This is a genomic window from Gordonia sp. ABSL11-1 (assembly GCF_030315685.1).
Classification (GTDB): Bacteria; Actinomycetota; Actinomycetes; order Mycobacteriales; family Mycobacteriaceae; genus Gordonia.
Genome location: NZ_JASXSI010000021.1, coordinates 15,874 through 34,090 on the forward strand (window position 1 = coordinate 15,874; position 18,217 = coordinate 34,090).

General features: G+C 69.2%; 13 protein-coding genes. 4 read left to right on the plus strand and 9 right to left on the minus strand.

The window, feature by feature from the left end; all coding sequences use genetic code 11:
* Nucleotides 1-19 precede the first annotated feature (19 nt).
* On the minus strand, nt 20-3,400 hold the full coding sequence (locus QSJ19_RS20230) for an ATP-dependent helicase (RefSeq protein ID WP_286322798.1): 3,381 nt from the start codon (nt 3,398-3,400) through the stop codon (nt 20-22).
* Nucleotides 3,393-6,824: an ATP-dependent helicase gene (locus QSJ19_RS20235; protein ID WP_286322799.1), complete on the minus strand. Its 3,432-nt coding sequence runs from the start codon at nt 6,822-6,824 to the stop codon at nt 3,393-3,395. The genes QSJ19_RS20230 and QSJ19_RS20235 overlap by 8 nt, the downstream gene beginning before the upstream one ends.
* 110 nt (nt 6,825-6,934) lie before the next feature.
* On the opposite strand from QSJ19_RS20235, the gene QSJ19_RS20240 reads away from it, so the two are divergent.
* Together QSJ19_RS20240 and QSJ19_RS20245 are read left to right on the plus strand one after the other, a co-directional pair.
* Complete coding sequence (locus QSJ19_RS20240) at nt 6,935-7,732, plus strand: alpha/beta fold hydrolase (protein ID WP_286322800.1); 798 nt, start codon at nt 6,935-6,937, stop codon at nt 7,730-7,732.
* A gap of 3 nt (nt 7,733-7,735) precedes the next feature.
* Nucleotides 7,736-8,035: an MGMT family protein gene (locus QSJ19_RS20245; RefSeq protein ID WP_286322801.1), complete on the plus strand. Its 300-nt coding sequence runs from the start codon at nt 7,736-7,738 to the stop codon at nt 8,033-8,035.
* Between the two features lie 50 nt (nt 8,036-8,085).
* Here the strand turns inward: QSJ19_RS20245 and QSJ19_RS20250 are convergent, their stop codons facing one another.
* From QSJ19_RS20250 to QSJ19_RS20275, 6 genes are all read right to left on the minus strand, one after another.
* Entirely contained in the window at nt 8,086-8,832 is a 747-nt protein-coding gene (locus QSJ19_RS20250; RefSeq protein ID WP_286322802.1) for a sirohydrochlorin chelatase, read from the minus strand.
* Between the two features lie 4 nt (nt 8,833-8,836).
* Nucleotides 8,837-10,012, minus strand: coding sequence for a uroporphyrinogen-III synthase (locus tag QSJ19_RS20255; protein ID WP_286322803.1), 1,176 nt, complete (start codon nt 10,010-10,012; stop codon nt 8,837-8,839).
* Complete coding sequence (gene nirD, locus QSJ19_RS20260) at nt 10,009-10,440, minus strand: nitrite reductase small subunit NirD (RefSeq protein ID WP_502876287.1); 432 nt, start codon at nt 10,438-10,440, stop codon at nt 10,009-10,011. Before nirD ends, QSJ19_RS20255 begins: the two co-directional genes overlap by 4 nt.
* Entirely contained in the window at nt 10,437-13,010 is a 2,574-nt protein-coding gene (nirB, locus tag QSJ19_RS20265) for a nitrite reductase large subunit NirB (protein WP_286322804.1), read from the minus strand. Before nirB ends, nirD begins: the two co-directional genes overlap by 4 nt.
* A gap of 32 nt (nt 13,011-13,042) precedes the next feature.
* Nucleotides 13,043-14,515 carry a nitrate/nitrite transporter gene (locus tag QSJ19_RS20270; protein WP_286322805.1) on the minus strand — a complete coding sequence of 491 codons (1,473 nt, stop codon included), beginning with the start codon at nt 14,513-14,515 and terminating at the stop codon, nt 13,043-13,045.
* A gap of 171 nt (nt 14,516-14,686) precedes the next feature.
* The gene (locus tag QSJ19_RS20275) at nt 14,687-15,541 is read right to left on the minus strand and encodes a TIGR02569 family protein (protein ID WP_286322806.1); all 855 of its coding nucleotides are present in this window, start codon (nt 15,539-15,541) and stop codon (nt 14,687-14,689) included.
* A gap of 136 nt (nt 15,542-15,677) precedes the next feature.
* On the opposite strand from QSJ19_RS20275, the gene QSJ19_RS20280 reads away from it, so the two are divergent.
* Together QSJ19_RS20280 and QSJ19_RS20285 are read left to right on the plus strand one after the other, a co-directional pair.
* The gene (locus QSJ19_RS20280; RefSeq protein ID WP_286322807.1) at nt 15,678-16,580 is read left to right on the plus strand and encodes an RNA polymerase sigma-70 factor; all 903 of its coding nucleotides are present in this window, start codon (nt 15,678-15,680) and stop codon (nt 16,578-16,580) included.
* Entirely contained in the window at nt 16,580-17,020 is a 441-nt protein-coding gene (locus QSJ19_RS20285) for an SRPBCC family protein (protein WP_286322808.1), read from the plus strand. Before QSJ19_RS20280 ends, QSJ19_RS20285 begins: the two co-directional genes overlap by 1 nt.
* Here the strand turns inward: QSJ19_RS20285 and moeZ are convergent.
* Nucleotides 17,014-18,189 (minus strand): adenylyltransferase/sulfurtransferase MoeZ, encoded by a 1,176-nt coding sequence (gene moeZ, locus QSJ19_RS20290; protein WP_286322809.1) that lies wholly within the window; start codon nt 18,187-18,189, stop codon nt 17,014-17,016. The two genes, QSJ19_RS20285 and moeZ, sit on opposite strands and share 7 nt — an antisense overlap.
* Between the last annotated feature and the right edge of the window lie 28 nt (nt 18,190-18,217).

Consider the following 18,217-nt stretch of genomic DNA (forward strand, 5'->3'; position numbering starts at 1 on the left):
CACAAGAGCCGAATGTAGCCTATTTCGCGAGCAGCGCGCCGAGTGCCGCACGGTCCGGCAGAGCCTCAGGTTCGAGCGTGTATCCCGACCGTACGTAGTGGAATGCGGCACGGACCTTCTCCAGTGGAACGCCGGACAGCTGAGCCCACGCGATCCGGTACGCGGCCAGCTGGACGAACAGCGATTCCCGGCGTGCCGGTTCGGGCACCGAACCCGTCTTCCAGTCGACGACCAGCCACCCGCCGTCCCGTTCGGCGAAGACCGCATCGATGCGCCCGCGGATGACCGTCGGACCGATGACGGTCTCGAACGGCACCTCCACCTCCGTCGGGCTCCGGTTGGCCCACCTCGACGACAGGAATGCCTCCCGCAACTCCTCGAGGTCGGCGTCAGGGGTCGCGGTCGCGTCCGCGGCACCGGGGAGTTCGTCGATGTCGAGCAGTCGGGTCGCGCCGAACCACCGCTCGACCCACGCGTGGAAGGCGGTGCCGCGGCGGGCGGTCGGATTGGGTTGGAACGGAACGGGACGTCGCAGTCGCCGTGCGAACGCGGCTTCGTCCGCGTCGAGTTCGACGAGCTGACTCACCGACAGATGCGCGGGCAACTCGACGTCCACCTGTGCCTGATTCGTCCGGTGGTGCTCGGCGAGCAGCGCGGCGACCTCGGCGCGCCAGGCGGTGATTTCCGCGTCGTCGGCGGACGAGGCGGAGGTGTCGTCGGCCGGGGCGTCGAACAGCGCCGGGGCGTCCCGCTCGGCGACGGCGTCGAGCACCATCCGGGCCGCTGCCGCCACCGCGTCACGTCGCTCGCCGAGGATGTCGCGCGGCCACGCGGCGCTGACGATCTCGTCGGCCAACGGGTTGGTGGCGTCAGCGGCCGGTTCCGGTGCGTCGACATCGATCTCCATGCCGGTCGAGTCGACGGTCGGATCGGCGATGGCGTGGGCGATGATCGTCCGGATCTCGTCGAAGAACGCCGATCCCCCGCGCGGTTTGTCCCCCGTCTCCGACCAGTGATGGGCGGAGACGAGCAAGGATTGCTTGGCCCGGGTCAGCGCCACGTAGAGCAGTCGGCGGTCCTCCTCGAGCCGCCGCTGCGAGATCGCCTCGCGGTGCTCGGTCAGTGCGGACTCGAGTTCCTTGCGGTCCGACACCGATCGCAGATCGAGCGCAGGGAAGCCCTCCGCGTTCGTTCCGTCGGCGAGGTCACCACGCAGCGACGCAGGAAGTTCCTTCGCGCTCCCCAACCAGGTCGTGTCCGCGCGGCCACCCGGGAAGATGTTGTGGCAGACGTGCGGCAGCACCACCACATCCCATTCGAGTCCCTTCGCCGCGTGCACGGTCAGGATCTGCACGCGTTGCTCGGCCACTTCGATGCGTCCAGGTTCCAGGCCTTTCTCGATCGTCTCCGCCGTGTCGAGAAAGGCCAGGAGGCCCGGAAGATTCGCGCCGGGACGGTCCGCATACGACGTCACATAGTCGGCGAACGCGTCGAGGTGTTCTCGACCGGTGATCGCGCCCCGCATCCGGTGCGCCCGGATCTGCGCCTCCACGGCCACCCCGATGGTGTGCTCGACGTCGGCGACGAGTTCGGGCAGCGGTTGTCCGATCCGTCGACGCAGCGACTCGAGCTGACCGCCGAAGGCCCGGATCCGCGCGAATCCCTCGGCGCTGTACCGGTGTGACTCACCGGGATCGACGATCGCGTCGGCGATGCCCGCACGATCGACGATCTCGGTCGGCAACACCGCATCGAGGGCCGAGTCGAGTTCGTCACGGGTCGCGACGACACCGTTGGAGGCGTGGAAATCGGCGACGGCGAGTTCACGGGCGCGCTGCCAGAGTGCCGCGAGATCACCCGCGCCCAGCTGCCATCGCGCTCCGGTCAGCAGGCGCATCGCTGCGGTACCCGCCATCGGATCCGCGATGACCCGCAGCATCGCGACGATGTCCTCGATCTCCGGGACATGGAGCAGTCCCCCGATGCCGACGACCTCCGCCGGGATGCCGCGGCTCTCCAGTTCGGCGGCCAGAGGTGCGGAATCCTCGTTGCGCCGCACCAGGATCGCTATGGTCGGAGGCGACTCGTCGGCCGCCTCCGCGCTCTTGTAGTGCTGCTCGACGTGATCGGCGACCCAGCGACGCTCGTCGACGACGGTCTCCGTCAACGCGAGATGCACGGTCCCCACCGGGGCGTCCGGGCGTGGTCGCAGCACGCTCACCGGTACGCCGCGGCGCCGCAACTCCTCCGAGGTCTCGTTGGCCAGACGCAACGCGTGCACCGCATTGCGCCAGCTGGTGAGCAACTCGAGACGGACCGCGGGTGAGCCGTCGGACTGCCGGAAGTCGTCGGTGAATCGCGGCAGGTTCGCTGCCGAGGCGCCCCGCCAGCCGTAGATCGACTGGATGGGATCACCGACGGCGGTGACGGCGACACTCCCACCGGCGGGCGCCCCACCGCGGCGAGCACCCGGCGCCGCCCCGAACAGCGTCGCCAGCAACATGCGCTGAGAGTGTCCGGTGTCCTGATATTCGTCGAGTAGCACGGCGGTGAACGATTCCCGTTCGGCAGCAACCACTTCGGGGTTGAGCATGACCAGCCGTGCCGCCAGTGACATCTGGCTGCCGAAGTCGAGAGCGGTGGCGGCACGCATGGTCTCGGCCAGTGTCTCCACCATCGGGATGAGTTCGCGGCGTTCGTCGATGACATCGCGCACCTTCAGCAGCGCCTGGGTCGGGGTGTCCCGCTGACGCGGGCCTTTCGGCAGTGTCTCGATCATGCGATACAGGTCGTCGCCGGCGCGTCGCAGTTCGTCCATGTCGACGAGGTGTTCGGCCATCTCCCCGTACAACTTCAGGACCGCCTCGGTGACGCTCGCCGGCACCTTGGTGGTGTTCAGCTCACCGGTCCAGTTGCCGACGACGGAGAACGCCATCTGCCACAACTCGGTCTCCGACAACAACGTCGAGTGCGGCTCTACCGGTAACAGCAGGCCGTAGTCGGCGATGAGCCGGCCCGCGTAGGCGTGGTAGGTGCTGACTTCGGGATCACCACCGCGCAGGCGTGCGGCGATGGTGCCGTCCGGGTCCCAGGTGCGCAGGGCCGGTGAACCGGACAGCATGGAGAGGCGACGACGGATCCGCGCGCCGAGTTCGCTTGCCGCCTTACGGGTGAAGGTGAGGCCGAGAACCTCCTCGGGTGCGACCAGACCGTTGGCCACCAGCCACACCACCCGGGCGGCCATCGTCTCGGTCTTGCCGGCCCCGGCGCCGGCGACGACGAGGACCGGCTCCATCGGCGCCTCGATGACCGCGACCTGTTCCGGTGTGGGAGTGGGCAATCCGAGGGCGGCGGCGAGTGCGACCGCCGAGATCGTGGGGCCGTCGGTGCGCTCAGTCATCGATCACCGTCTTCCCACGGAGCTGAGCGGGACAACTGGTGGCCAGGGCACAGTGCGAGCATCCCGGGTTGCGGGTGGCCGCGAAACCGGGCCCGACACTCGCACGGGCGGCGGCCCGGACCACCGCGATCCATTCGTCGACGCGTTCCGGCGTCAGTGCGTCCTGGACGCGTTCGGCGGCACCCGTGTTCTTGTTGGCCGCCGACACATAGACGAGGCGTCCGCCGCCGGGCTCGGTGGTGCCGGCCCCCTCGGCGCCGCCGAGCGCGAGTGCCAGCTGATAGGTGGCCAACTGGGCATGATCCTGGGCGTCCGCCTTGGTGATCGCGGTCTTCGCGGTCTTGACGTCGACGACGACGGGACGGCCCATCTCGTCGCGTTCGAGCCGGTCGATCCGGCCGCGAAGGCGAACCGGTGGGTCACCGGCCTCGCCCGATGCACCCGGCACGATCGCGTCGATCTCCGCCTCCACCCCGATCTCCGACAGATCGTCTCGCGAGATACGCAGCCAGTCACGGAAATTGGCGAGCATGCCCTCGGCACGTTCGAGTTCGCGTACCGAGTACCACGCCGCCCCGGTGTCCACCCGGTCCCAGATCCCCCGCAACGCCGCGGTGACCTCGGCGGGGTCGATCTGTCCGGCGACGGCCTGTACGAGAGTGTGGACCAGGGTGCCGGTGAGCGCCGGGGTTCCGTCGCCGTCGCGACCCCCGTGACGTTCGAGCACCCACCGCAACGAGCACCGGCTGAGCGACTCCACGTTGGACGGCGACAGCATCACCGGTCCCCGTTCCGGGGTCCACAGGGCGGCGTCGGTGCTGGGGCCGCCCAGGCCGTACCAGTCTTTCGGAGATGCTCCGGGAATGTCGGAATCCGCCAGTTCGGCAAGCAGTTCCGCGGCCGCCCGGGTGCGTGGATCGGGGTCGGTGCCGGGTTCGGCGGCTCCGGCGACCACCGCGGACCGCAGTGTCGCGATCAACGACGGCAACGAGAGAACCCGGTCGACCCCGGGGTCCAGGGGCAGCTCGTCGAGCGGCGCATCCACATCGGGTATGTCGGCGACGGGACCTCCACGCCATCGGGACAGCGCCTCGGCGATCTCGCCGACGAACCGTGACGGTGCCGCCTCCCCACCCCCGTCCTCGACTGCGGTGACGAGCAGCCGGCGGCGGGCCCGGGTGCAGGCGACGAGCAGCAGCCGACGTTCGTCGGCGAGCGCGGACGTGGTGCGCGCCACCGTGTCCAGTGCGTCTGGGTCCATCCCGTCCAGCAGGTCGACGAGCTGGCCGGTCCCCAGAACGCTCCCGCGGCTGCGCAGCGACGGCCACAACCCGTCGAGCACTCCGGCGACGGCGACGACGTCCCACTCCCGGCCCGCCGCCGCGTGCGCCGACAGCACGGTCACCGAGTCGGCGGACCCGCCGGCCAGCCGGCTGTCCCGCGGGATCTGCAGTGCACCCAGGTAGCGGACGAACCCGGCCGGGCCCGCTGCGGGAAGGGTGTCGGAGAAGTTGGCCGCCGCCTCGAACATCGCCATCACCGCATCGAGATCGCGATCGGCCTGTTCGCCGGCCGGACCGCCGCGGATCGCCGCCGCGGCCCAACGCCGCTCCAGACCAGTGGTCTGCCACGCCGCCCACAACGTCTCTTCCACGCCGCGCCGAGCCCGATGGACGCGGTCGGCCGCGTCCACGACGTCGAGCACGCGCTGCAGCGGACGCGCCTCCGCCTCGGTGAGCGCATCGAGATACCGGGCCGCCGCCTCCCGATCGAGAAGGGCGCGCCACAGCGCGATCAGCGAATCCGTCGCAGCACCACCGCCGCTGCGTTCGTCGAATCGCCGCACGCCGCGCCGCAATCGACGCAGGGCACCGGGATCGGCGCCGCCGACGGGACCGGACAGCAAGGCCACCGCGTCCTCGACACCGAACATGTCGACGACGGGTTCGGCGTCCACGTCGCCGTCTGCGGCCGACTCGCGTGCGGCGACGACTCGGAGGACCTGCATCAGCGCCGTCACCGCGCGCTGCCGATGCAGCGGGAGGTCGCTGGTGGGCGTGGTCACCGGGACCCCGGCCGACCGGAAGGCGCGACGCAGGGCCGGCAGGGTCAGCGACACCGACCGGACGATGACCGCCATCCGCGACCACGGCACGTTCCCGAACAGGTGGGACCGTCGCAGGAGGTCGGCGACCGCGGTCGCCTCCTTCGCGCCGGAACTGTAGATCGTCACCTCGGCGCCGGCGAACGGATCGTCGGCGTCCGAGGAATGTTGCGCGGGCGCCGGATACGGATGCGGTCGCGCACCCGGTAGCCGCGATGCCAACGCGGCACCGACGGCCGCGATCGCCGGATGATTGCGGAAACCGCTGTCCAACAGGATGTCCCGCGGCGACCCGGACTCCACCAGTTCATCGGCGAAGCGTGGACTGGCACCGCGGAACCCGAAGACCGACTGATCGGTGTCGGCTGCGACGATCGTCGTCGAGGTGCCGGTGCCGACGAGTGTCACCAGTGCGGCCGCCTGCGGGTCGAGATGATGGGCGTCGTCGACCAGCAGATGCCGGATGCGTCGTCGCTGACCGGCGAGGAGCTCCGGATCGGTGCCGAACGCCGACAGCGCGGAGCCGACGAGTTCGGCGGCGTCCACGGCCGGTGCCGACGCTCCCGGCGCGTCCGCCCCGACGACACCTCGCAGCAACATGTTCTGTTCGTACTGGGCATAGGCGTGTCCCGCCGCCACCCATTCGGGCCGTTTGTGGGTACGCCCGAGGGCCGCCAGTTCCTCGGGTCCCACGCCGCGCTCGGCCGCCCGCATCATCAGGTCACGCAGCGCCTGGGCGAATCCGTCGGTGCCCAGTGCCGGACGGAGTCGCTCCGGCCAGTAGCCGGCACCGTCCTCGATGTCGCCGGCGAGCAGCTCACGCAGCACCATGTCCTGCTCCGAGCCGGTGATCAGGCGCGGCGGCGGGTTGCCGTGCGCGGACGCCTGCAGCCGCAGGATCGCGAACGCGTAGGAGTGCACGGTGCGCACCAGTGGCTCGCGCAGTGCGCGACTCCCCGCATCACCGCCGATCTGTCCCTCGGCGGAGAGCACCCGGCGGGCGATCTCCTCACGCAACGACGCGGCGGCGCGCCGCGACGCCGCCAGCACCAGAACGGATTCGGGATCGACGTCCGGGCGCAGGAGCCGGGACACCGCTGCGTCGACGACCAGCGCGGTCTTGCCGGTGCCGGGTCCACCGTGGACCCGGATCGGCGACCAGGGTCGACCCGGATCGGTCGCGACGTCGCCGTCGATCACTGCCCGGACGTCCGCAGGCCACACGCGATCGGGGCCGTCGGCGCCGCCAGACGCGGCGATCAGGCGGGTACGCAGCGCTGTGCCACCAGAGGCTGCGGGGTACTCGCGACGACGGGCCATGTTCCCTATGGAAGCACGCGGGGCCGACATGCCTCTGGCGCCCGCGGGCCGCCGGGGCCGTCGGCATGCCGACGCGCGACGTCACCGCCGCCGTGCGGCAGGATGTCGGCATGGCACTGACAACCCACGTGTTCGGCTCCGACTCCTCCGACGCGCCGACGGTGCTTGCGATCCACGGCCTCACCGGCCACGGCCGACGCTGGGAAGCCCTCGCCGCCGACCAACTCGCGCACGTGCGGGTCGTCGCGCCCGACCTGCTCGGGCACGGGCAGTCACCGTGGGTACCGCCCTGGTCGTTGGAGCAGCACGTCGACGCACTCGTCGAGGTCGTGGACGAGTTCATCCCGGCCGCTGCCCGCCCGTTCGTGGTCGCCGGCCATTCGTTCGGTGGCGCGCTCGCGGTCCGACTCGCGCAGCGCCTCGGCGACGACGTCTCCGGCCTCGTGCTGCTCGACCCCGCGCAGGGGCTCGACCCGGCGTGGGCACTCGAGGTCGCGACCGACAGCCTCGCCCACTGGGATCACGCCGACGCCGACGACGCACGACGCGCCAAACGCGAGGAGGGCTGGGCCGACATCCCGGATCAGTTGCTCGACAAGGAGATCGATGTGCATCTCCTGGAACTGGAGACCGGCCGCGTCGCCTGGCGGGTGAGTGCGCCCGCTGCGGCGACGGCGTGGAGCGAGATGTCGCGCCCCGCGGCTCTGCCGCCGCCCGGGCTCCCGACGACCGTCGTCGTCGCCGATCGGGTCGATCCGCCGTTCGTACGGCCCGACTTCCTCCAGGCCTGCGCGCGCGAGCGCGCCGACTCGGTGCAGGTCGTGCACGTGGACTGTGGACACATGGTGCCCTACCTCGAGCCGGGGTTCACGGCACGGGCCATCCTCGCCATGACGGACCGGAACTGAACGATGGCGGCCGTCACCGAGGACCAGGTCGAGCAGGTGCGCGCGCTGGTCGCGACGATACCGCGGGGTCAGGTGACCACCTACGGCGACCTGGCCGGTGCCGTCGGGCTGTCGAGCCCGCGCATCGTCGGCTGGATCATGCGCACCGACTCGGCCGATCTCCCGTGGCACCGGGTCGTCTCCGCCTCCGGGCGCCCGGCCGCGCATCTCGCCAGGCGGCAGCTGGAACGGCTTGCAGCCGAGGGTGTTCCGGTCCGCGACGGACGGGTGTCGTTGCGGGAGTGCCGGTGGGACCCCGCCTGACCGGTTTCCGGAGGAGCGAGCTCGCGAGCGTCACGAAGGGTCGCACACCCTCAGCGGCGCACGGCCTCCCGACGACGATAGGGACTGACCGCCGCACGCATCCGGGTGACGATGAGATCGACGATGCGCGGGTCGGCGCCGAGCGGATCGGCGACGGCGTCCGCGCCGTAGGTGTACAGACGCTGATGGAACAGCCCCGGCGCGAGAAGGTAACTCGCGATCACCACGCGGCGCCCATGGCGCCGGGCCCGTTCCACCACCTCGGGCACCGACGGTGAGGCCGTCGTGATGAAACCCACCTCGACCCGACCACCGATGATCGACTCGAGCTGACGTGCGGCGAGATGAACTTGGCCGCAGGCACTCTCGTCGGACGATCCGGCGGCGGCCAGCACGACGGCGTCGCCCGGTTCCCAGCCGGCCTCGACCAGTCGCAGACGCGCGACGGCGGCGATCGACGGGTCCGGCCCGAGCGCGCGGGTGACCACCGTGCCGGTGCGACCGGCGGCCGCGACGTGCTGCGGGATGTCTTTGCGCACATGGTATCCGGACGCGAGGAAGGCCGGCACGAGCAGCGCCGGTCGGTCGACGTCGGCGATGACCTCGGACGGGGTCGGACCGAGGACGTCGACGAACGCCGTGCGCGTCGTACCGACACGGTCTCCGACAGCTTCGGCGATTTCGGCGATCACGTTGACGCCGTGCGGGTTTCGGGTGCCGTGGGCCACCAGTACCGGGCTCACGTCCCGTAGCCGGTCACCGAACGGGAGATCCGGACGGGCATCGTGTCGTCTCATCTCCTCAGTCCTCCTCGTCGTCGGCGTCGTACTCGAGGTCGACCGCGAGGCGGTAGCCCCGCTTGACCACGGTCTGGATCATCTTGGGGTCGCCGAGCGCATTGCGCAGGCGCGCGACGGCCACCTCGACGGCGTGCGTGTCCGAGCTGTCACCGGGGAGCGCGGCCAGCAATTCCTGCCTCGACACCACGCGGCCCGGCGATGCCGCCAGGGCCTTCAGCAGTATCAGACTGGTCGCCGACAACTCGCGCAGATCACCGTCGACCATCACCGCCTGCCCGCGGATCGCGGTGTCGTGACCGTGAATCCGAAGTTCGTGGCTCCGCCGCGGCAACTCCTCGGTGATCAGTCGCGCGAGTGCGCCCAGCCGGAATCGCTTGGGATAGATGGTCGGGATCTGCAACGCCTCGAGCGGTCCCGCGGTCACCGATCCGACACACATCACCGGCACGGTGGTCCGCATCGAGTGCACGAACGCCGACAGCTTGCCGAGTTCCTTGGCGCGGGTCAGGATCGCTGCGGCGGCGGGTGCACTCGTGAAGGTGATCGCGTCGATGTCGCCGCGCACCACCGCGTGGATCATCCGGTCGATCCGGTCGACGTCGGGATGCATGTTCCATCGGTAGACGGGCACGGGCAGCACCTGCGCCCCCGCCGCGCGGAGCACGGCGCAGAAGTCCGGCAGTGGCTCCCATTCGGTCGTCGCGCCGTGTAACTGGACGGCGATGCGCACACCCTCGACGCCCTCTTCGAGCAGACGATCGAGCACCTCCGACGAGGACTCGCTCTCCGGCGACCATTCCTCCCGCAGGCCGGCCGCCCGGATCGCACCCTTGGCCTTGGGCCCACGCGCGATGAGCCGGCTCTTGCCGAGTGCGCCGATGAGCGACTCCGCGCTGCCCCAGCCGTCGGCGGCCTCGACCCAGCCGCGGAACCCGATGCCGGTCGTCGCGACCATGAGGTCTGGCGGGTCGGCGATGATCGTCTCGGTCACCTTCTCCAATTCGGTGTCGTCGACGAGCGGGAGGATGCGGATCGTCGGGGCGGCCAGGACCTCCGCGCCGCGCCGGGTCAGCAGGGCGGCGAACTCGTCGGCCCGGCGGGCGGCGGTGATCCCGATCGTGAATCCCGCCAGGGGCAATGCGTCGGCGTCGTCGGCGGTGTCTCTGCGAGTGCTCATCGGCGCGGGAAGAACACCTCGACCGTGTCGTCGACGATGTGGACCGCGTAGCTCGGCACCGACATCGTCTCGTCGTCGAGACATACTCCGGTGCGCAGCGAGAACACCTGCTTGCCGAGCGGGCTGGCGACGGTGGGCTCGCCGTCGCGGTCGCCGGTGACCCCACGGGAGAGGACCGCGGCCCGCGCGAACGGGTCGATGTTCCCCACGGCGTACACACGGGTGCGCCCGATCACCGCCTCGCGGTCGGTCTCCACCGCGGGGATGCGGAACAGGGCGGCCTGCTCGAAGTCCGGGCCGAGCACTCCGACACCGCGCCCGACGGCGAGGTCGGCGATCGCGCAGGCTCGCACCCACTCGCCGGGCACCGAGTCCGGGTGGTTCGACTCCGACGGCTGATGGGCCGTGGGCTCATGGGCGACGGTCACGTCGGCACTCCTTCGCGTTCGGTCATGTCGCGGACCATCGTCGGCGACCCTGGACCGCCATCACGTGGCGGCATGGCGGGCATGTCGAGCAGAACGGGCACCTTGCGGTCGGCGTCGGCGAAACGGATCGTCGGGTCGACCACCTCGGGGGCGTTGACGAACGACACGAAGCGCTTGAGCTTCTCCTCGTCCTCGAGCACGGCGGCCCACTCGTCGCGGTAACCGTCGACGTGACGACCCATCGCTGCTTCCAGCTCGGTGGCCAGTCCCAGGCTGTCATCGCAGACCACCGCACGCAGATGATCCAGTCCACCCTCGAGCGAGTCCAGCCACGGGGCCGTGCGCTGTAGCCGATCGGCGGTGCGGATGTAGAACATCAGGTACCGATCAATGTAGGCGACCAGCGTCGCGTCATCCACTCCGCTGGCCAGCAGTTGGGCGTGCTTGGGGCTCTGGCCGCCGTTGCCGGCGACATAGAGGTTCCAGCCGTGCTCGGTCGCGATGACACCGACGTCCTTGCCCCGGGCCTCCGCGCACTCGCGGGCGCACCCGGAGACACCGAACTTGAGTTTGTGCGGTGACCGGAGACCGCGATAGCGCTTCTCGAGGGAGACGGCCATGCCCACCGAGTCCTGCACCCCGTACCGGCACCACGTCGATCCGACGCAGCTCTTCACGGTCCGCAGACTCTTGCCGTAAGCGTGACCCGACTCCATCCCCGCATCGACCAGACGTCGCCAGATCTCCGGGAGCTGGTCCACGCGGGCACCGAACAGGTCGATCCGCTGTCCGCCGGTGATCTTGGTGTAGAGATCGAAGTCACGGGCGATCTCGCCGATGACGATCAGTTGTTCCGGGGTGACCTCGCCGCCCGGCATGCGCGGGACCACCGAGTACGATCCGTTCTTCTGCATGTTCGCCAGGAAATGGTCGTTGGTGTCCTGCAGAGCCGCCTGCTCCCCATCGAGGATGTGATCGCTCGACGTCGACGCCAGGATCGAGGCGACCGTCGGCTTGCAGATCTCGCAGCCCTGCCCCGTCCCGTACCGGTCGACGAGCTCGGAGAAGGTCCGGATACCGGTCACCGAGACGATCTCGAACAGCTCCCGCCGGGACTGCTCGAAGTGCGCGCACAGCGACTTCGACAGCTCCACGCCGGAGGCCTCGAGCAGCGACTTGATGCTCGGCACGCACCCGCCGCAGGTGGTACCCGCGGTCGTGCAGCCCTTGATCGCTGCGATGTCGCAGGCACCCTCGGCGATGGCCGAGCAGATCGTGCCCTTGGAAACACCGTTGCAGGAACAGATCTCGGCGTCATCGGGCAGGGCGTCGAGTCCGACGGCAGGGCCACCGGCGGGAGCGATCAGCGCGGCCGGATCGCCGGGGATCTCGCGCCCCACCATCGGCTTGAGCATCGCGTACGCGGACGCGTCGCCGACGAGGATGCCGCCGAGCAGGGTCGTCGCGTCATCGGAGACGACCACCTTCGCATACTTGCCCGCCACCGGGTCGTGGTACACGATCTCCAGGGCGTTCTCGGTGGTCGCCATCGCGTCACCGAAACTCGCCACGTCGACACCGAGGAGTTTCAGCTTGGTCGACATGTCCGCGCCCGGGAACGTCGACTGCTCGCCCAGCAGCTGGTCGGCGACCACCTCCGCCGTGCTGTACCCCGGTGCCACGAGTCCGTAGCAGCGGCCTTCCACCGCTGCCACCTCGCCGATCGCATAGATGTCGGGATCGTCGGTGCGGCAGCTGGTGTCGACGAGCACACCACCGCGCTCCCCGACACCGAGTCCGGCGTCGCGGGCGAGCTGGTCGCGCGGCCGTACACCGGCGGAGAACACCACGAGCGCGGCGTCGATGGTCGAGTCGTCGGTGAGGGTGACGGTGAGTCCGCCGTTCTCGTTGTCGGCGATGTCGGCGGTCCCGACCCCGGTGTGGACGGTCAGACCGAGATCGGTGACCAGATTCTTCAGGACCGCGCCGCCGCCGTCGTCGACCTGCATCGGCATCAGTCGCGGCGCGAACTCGACGACATGCGGCGTCATGCCCATCAGCTTCAGCGCGTTGGCGGCCTCCAGACCCAGCAGACCACCGCCGACGACGACACCGGGTGCTCCCGGACCGGCCGCATCCGCCGTCGCCCGGATCGCGTCGAGGTCGTCGAGGGTGCGGTACACGAAACACTTGGCATTGTCGTGGCCCGGCACCGGCGGGACGAACGCGTAGGACCCGGTCGCCAGGACGAGTGCGTCATAGGCGATCTCTCGACCGCCGGACGTCACGACCCGGCGACCGTCGCGATCCACGTCGCTGACGGTCTCCCCCGGATGGGTGACGACCCGGGTGTCGCCGTCGTAGGTGTTTCCGTCCAGTGCCAGCGAATCACGCTGCCACGAACCGACATACGAGGACAGACCGACACGGTCGTAGGCGGGGTCGACCTCCTCGGAGACGACCTCGATCCGCCAGGTCCCGTCGGTGTCACGGTTGCGTAGCGTCTGCACGAAACGGTGACCCACCATGCCGTGGCCGGCCACGACGACTGTCTTGGATTCGCTGGTCACTGGGAGGACTCCTCGATCGATGTCTTTCTCGGTCAGGCCATGGCCTTGTCGGGGGCACCCGGATCGGCGGCGGGCCGATCCCCCTCCGACGGCGCTGCGACCTGCAGGTCGGTGGTCTCGCTGATCACGATCGGGCGGCGTGCATAGAACCACCAGGTGACCGCGGCGGCCAGCACGTAAAAGCCCATGAAAATCCAGAAGGCAAGCGTCGCCGACTGATTCGACTTGTAGCTGGCCCGCAGGACCAGGTTGATCCCGACGCCGCCGAGTCCACCGGCCGCCCCGGCGATGCCGATCAGTGCACCCGACATGCTGCGCGACCACTTGACGCGGCCCAGTCCATTGAGTCCGGACATGGTGTGCGACTTGTGCTCCCAGATCGTGGGGATGATCTTGTAGACCGAGCCGTTGGCCAGTCCGGACAGCAGGAACAGCAGGATGAAGCCGACGATGAACGCGGCGAGCACACCGCCGGTGATGACCTTGCCATTGGCGTCGGCCACGGAACCGGCGACCACCAGGATCGCCGCCGACAGCGTCATGGCGATGAACGTCCAGAAGGTGACCTTGCCGCCACCGACGCGGTCAGCCAGCTTGCCGCCGTACGGCCGGATCACCGAGCCGAGCAACGGTCCGATCCAGGCGATCTGCGCCGCGGCGAGCGCTGGCTTCGCGGCGCCGGCCGAGGTGAAGCTGATGTTGAGGACCTGACTGAACGCGAAACCGAACCCGATGAACGACCCGAACGTGCCGACGTAGAGCAGGCAGATCAGCCAGGTGTCGCGGTACTTGAGGCAGTCGAGCATCGCACGGCCGCTGGCGGTCTGGTGGTCGAGGTTGTCCATGTAGAGCGCGGCACCGATACCCGCCACGGCCAGCGCGACGAGGTAGACCGCACAGACGATCTCGGGCTGGTCGGAGGCGAGCCAGATCACCAGCAGACCGATCAGCTGGATCACCGGCACACCGATGTTGCCACCGCCGGCGTTCAGGCCGAGGGCCCAGCCCTTGAGGCGCTGCGGATAGAAGGCGTTGATGTTGGTCATCGACGAGGCGAAGTTGCCGCCGCCGAAGCCGGTGATCGCCGCGACCGCGAGAAACCATCCGAATCCGAACTCGCCGGGGTTCATCATCAGCATCATGGTCAGTCCGGTCGGGATCAGCAGCACGATGGCACTGAAGATGGCCCAGTTACGGCCGCCGAATCGCGCGGTGGCCTGAGTGTAGGGAATCCGCAGGCACGACCCGACGAGAGTCGCGGTGGCGGCGATGACGAACTTCTGATCGAGGCTGATGCCGTACTCGGGACCCATGAACAGGGCCATCACCGAGAACAGCGACCAGATCGAGAACCCGACGTGCTCGCAGATCACCGACCAGACGAGATTTCGCTTGGCGATGTCGGCGTTGCCGGCGTCCCAGGCCTTGCGGTCCTCGGGGTCCCAGTCGGTGATGGTGTGGTCGCGCGAGAGCGCGGTCCGCACGGATGCGGGCAGTACAGGCATGGGCCATCCAATCGGTTGATGAGCTGGTTGGCCGACGACGGTGTCGGACGATTGCTCATCAACGTAGGGAGCCTGTGTTGCCGGGATTTTCCCTCGCGTGACCGAAGAGTCACGTTGTGCTCACATCCGTCACAGAACCCTGTGAGAAGAACTCGGAGCGTTGACCTGCGGCTAGAGCATCAGACGCACGAGGTCGACGACCCGGTTGAGACCAGGCAGGGCGCCGGAGGTGGCCCGCGGATGCAAGGCGTGCACCGCGAGTCGGAACATCGTGGCGCGCAGCATCATCTGGGGCCACTCCGGCTGATCGGCCCAGCGTTGCACGAGATCGTCGTCGGCGCCACCCCAGGCCAGCGAGTCGACGACGACGACAGCGGCCGCCCACGACGCAGGTCGCCAGTACGGCACGATGTCGGTGATCCCAGGCGCCGCCGCACCGGCGAACAGCACGGTGCCGAACAGATCGCCGTGCACGACCTGCGACGGCAGATCGACGTTCTTCCGCAGGGTCGCAAGGGTTTTCAGCATCTGCACACTTGCGACCCCGTCCGGCGACGTCGGCTCACCCATCCCTGCGGCGCGCGCAGTCCGCAGCGGGACGTCCTCCCACGCGGCACGGTCGGCGGCGGTGAACACGTCGACATCGGTGTGCGGCGGGGCCGGCGACTGCAGGAGAAAACGCGGACGCTCGAGCGACGATGTCGCGGCATGCAGACGATCGGCGACCAGCACGACCTCGTCGTGGCGTGGTTCGGGCGTACCGGCGATGTAGGTGTCGGCACGCCAGCCGGACACCACGTAGCGCCCGTCGGTCGCACGGAACGGTCGGGCCACCCGCAGACCCTCGACGTACAACGACTCACGGACCGACGCCGACCACGCGGCCCGCGCGTGATCCGGGACCAGGGAGAGCACGACCTCACCGACACGCCATCCGCCGATCCAGGAGTCACCCATCGGGATCGGTGGGTGCGCGGTCAGCCCGAACGTGTTCACCACGTGGTCGGGCGGCTCGACGGTCTTCACACCTGCAGAGATTACCGAGCGTTGCAGGCCAAACCCGGCAGCGACTCGGCAGCGTGGCCGAACACGACGCCTCGACTGTGACCCATCCCACAGTCGATATCCGTCACGGACGCGGCACCTGCGGTGTCCTTGGTATGTGATCGCCGACGACGACGTGTTCACCGACCTCCGGCCCCTGCTGTTCACGGTGGCCTACGACCTGCTCGGATCGGCGGTCGACGCCGACGACATCCTGCAGGACTGCTATCTCCGGTGGCGACACCGGCCGGACGGAGACGTCGACGATCCGCGGGCCTATCTCGTCACCACCGTGAGCCGCGCCTGCCTCAATCACCTGCGGACCGTCCGCCGTCGCCGCGAGACCTATGTGGGCAACTGGCTCCCGGAGCCGATCCGGACCACCGAGGACGCCAGTCGCGATGCCGTGCTCGCCGACTCGGTGTCCATCGCGATGCTCCTGGTGCTGGAGACACTGTCCCCGGTCGAACGGGCCGTCTTCGTCCTCCACGACGTGTTCGGGTATCCGCACGCCGAGATCGCCGCGATGATCCGCAGATCCGAACCGGCGGTCCGGCAGATCGCACATCGGGCCCGACAGCACGTGCAGGCACGTCGACCCGCCACGGACGACGAGCGGCCGCGGCGGGAACCGGCCGGCGCAGAGCTCGTCGCGGAGTTCCTCCACGCCGCACACACCGGTGACGTCGACGCACTGCTCAGACTGCTGGCGCCCGACGTCGTGCAGATCTCCGACGGCGGCGGACGGGTCCACGCCGCCCGGCATCCGATCACCGGCGCCCACAAGGTCGCCACATTCGCGATGGGCCTGGCCCGGTCGGCGATGTCCGGTGCGCGGGTGGAACTGTGCACCGTCAACGGCGCGTCGGCCGCGATCTTCACGCTGCACGGAAGCCTCGACTCGGTGGCCGTCTTCGAGGCCGAGCACGGTCGGATCAGCAGGTTCTACGCGATCCGTAACCCCGACAAACTCACCGCGGTCGACAAACCCCGTCGGCTCGATCGAGGAAGGAATGAGTGATGGAGACAGTCACGGTGGAACGCCGTATCGACGCCTCAAGGGAGTCGGTGTTCGCGTGGATCAGCAACGCCCACAATTACACCCGGACGCCGCTGGTCGTTTCCGAGAGGCTGCGGACGCCGGGTCGCGAGGCCCCGTACGGTACCGGCGCGGTCCGGGTGCTGATCTGGATGGTCGGGTGGTTCGCCGAACGGATCACTGCCTACGACCCGCCATATGCGTTCGACTACCACGTGTTCCGGAGCATCCCGCCCTCGCGTCATGAGGCAGGCCGCGTGACCGTCGACGACATCGACGGTCACGCCCACGTCGTGTGGACCACGACGTTCGAGGTGGCAATCCCGCTGGTGGGACGCGCGATCACGCGGTGGATCGCACAACCACTGATGGCCTACGCGTTCGGCCGCGTGCTCGACCGCGCGGCCGACGAACTTCAGTAGACCGGCAGGCTCTTGTCGACCTGATTCGCCCACGCCGTCACGCCACCCTGCAGGTGAGAGGCGTCGGCGAACCCGGCCCGTTTGAGCGCGGCGAGTGCCTCGGCGGACCGGATGCCGGTCTTGCAGTAGAGAACCGTCGGACGATCCTGCGGCACCTTGGCCAGACCTGAACCCGAGAGGATCTCGTCCTTGGGGATCAGGGTCGCGCCGTCGATGTGCACGATGTCCCACTCGACCGGCTCGCGGACGTCGATGAGCGCGATCCGTTCACCGCCGTCGATCTTCTCCTTGAGTTCGGCGGCGGTCAGGGTCGACCCGGCCGCGGCGTCGGCGGCGTCTGTGGACACGACTCCGCAGAAGTCGTCGTAGTCGATCAGTCCGGCGATGCGCTCGCCGTCGGGGTCCTTGCGGATCTTGATCGTCCGGTAGGTCATGTCGAGGGCGTCGTACACCATCAGTCGGCCCAGCAGGGGCTCGCCGATGCCGCAGATCAGCTTGATCGCCTCGGTGCCCATGATGGACCCGATCGAGGCGCACAGGATTCCCAGCACACCGCCCTCGGCGCACGAGGGCACCATGCCCGGCGGCGGCGCCTGCGGGTAGAGATCGCGGTAGTTGAGCCCGCGACCGTCGGGGGCGTCCTCCCAGAACACCGATGCCTGGCCCTCGAACCGGTAGATCGATCCCCACACGTACGGCTTGTGGGCGAGGACGGCCGCATCGTTGACCAGATATCGCGTCGCGAAGTTGTCGGTGCCGTCGAGGATCAGGTCGTACTGCGAGAACAGCTCGATGGCGCCCTCGGGTTCGAGGCGCTGATCGTGGAGGTTGACGGTCACATAGGGATTGATCTCCTGGATCGAGTCCCGCGCGCTCTCCGACTTGCCACGGCCGACGTCGGACTGGCCGTGGATCACCTGCCGCTGCAGGTTCGACTCGTCGACGACGTCGAACTCGACGATGCCGATGGTGCCGACACCCGCGGCCGCGAGGTACAGCAGGGTGGGCGATCCCAGACCGCCGGCGCCGATGACGAGGACCTTCGCGTTCTTCAGACGCTTCTGGCCGTCCATCCCGACGTCGGGGATGATCAGGTGTCGGCTGTACCGGGCCACCTCTTCGTTGGACAGTTCCGCTGCGGGTTCGACCAGCGGGGGCAAGGACGACACGGGCGCCTCCAGTACGTGTGACTCTTGT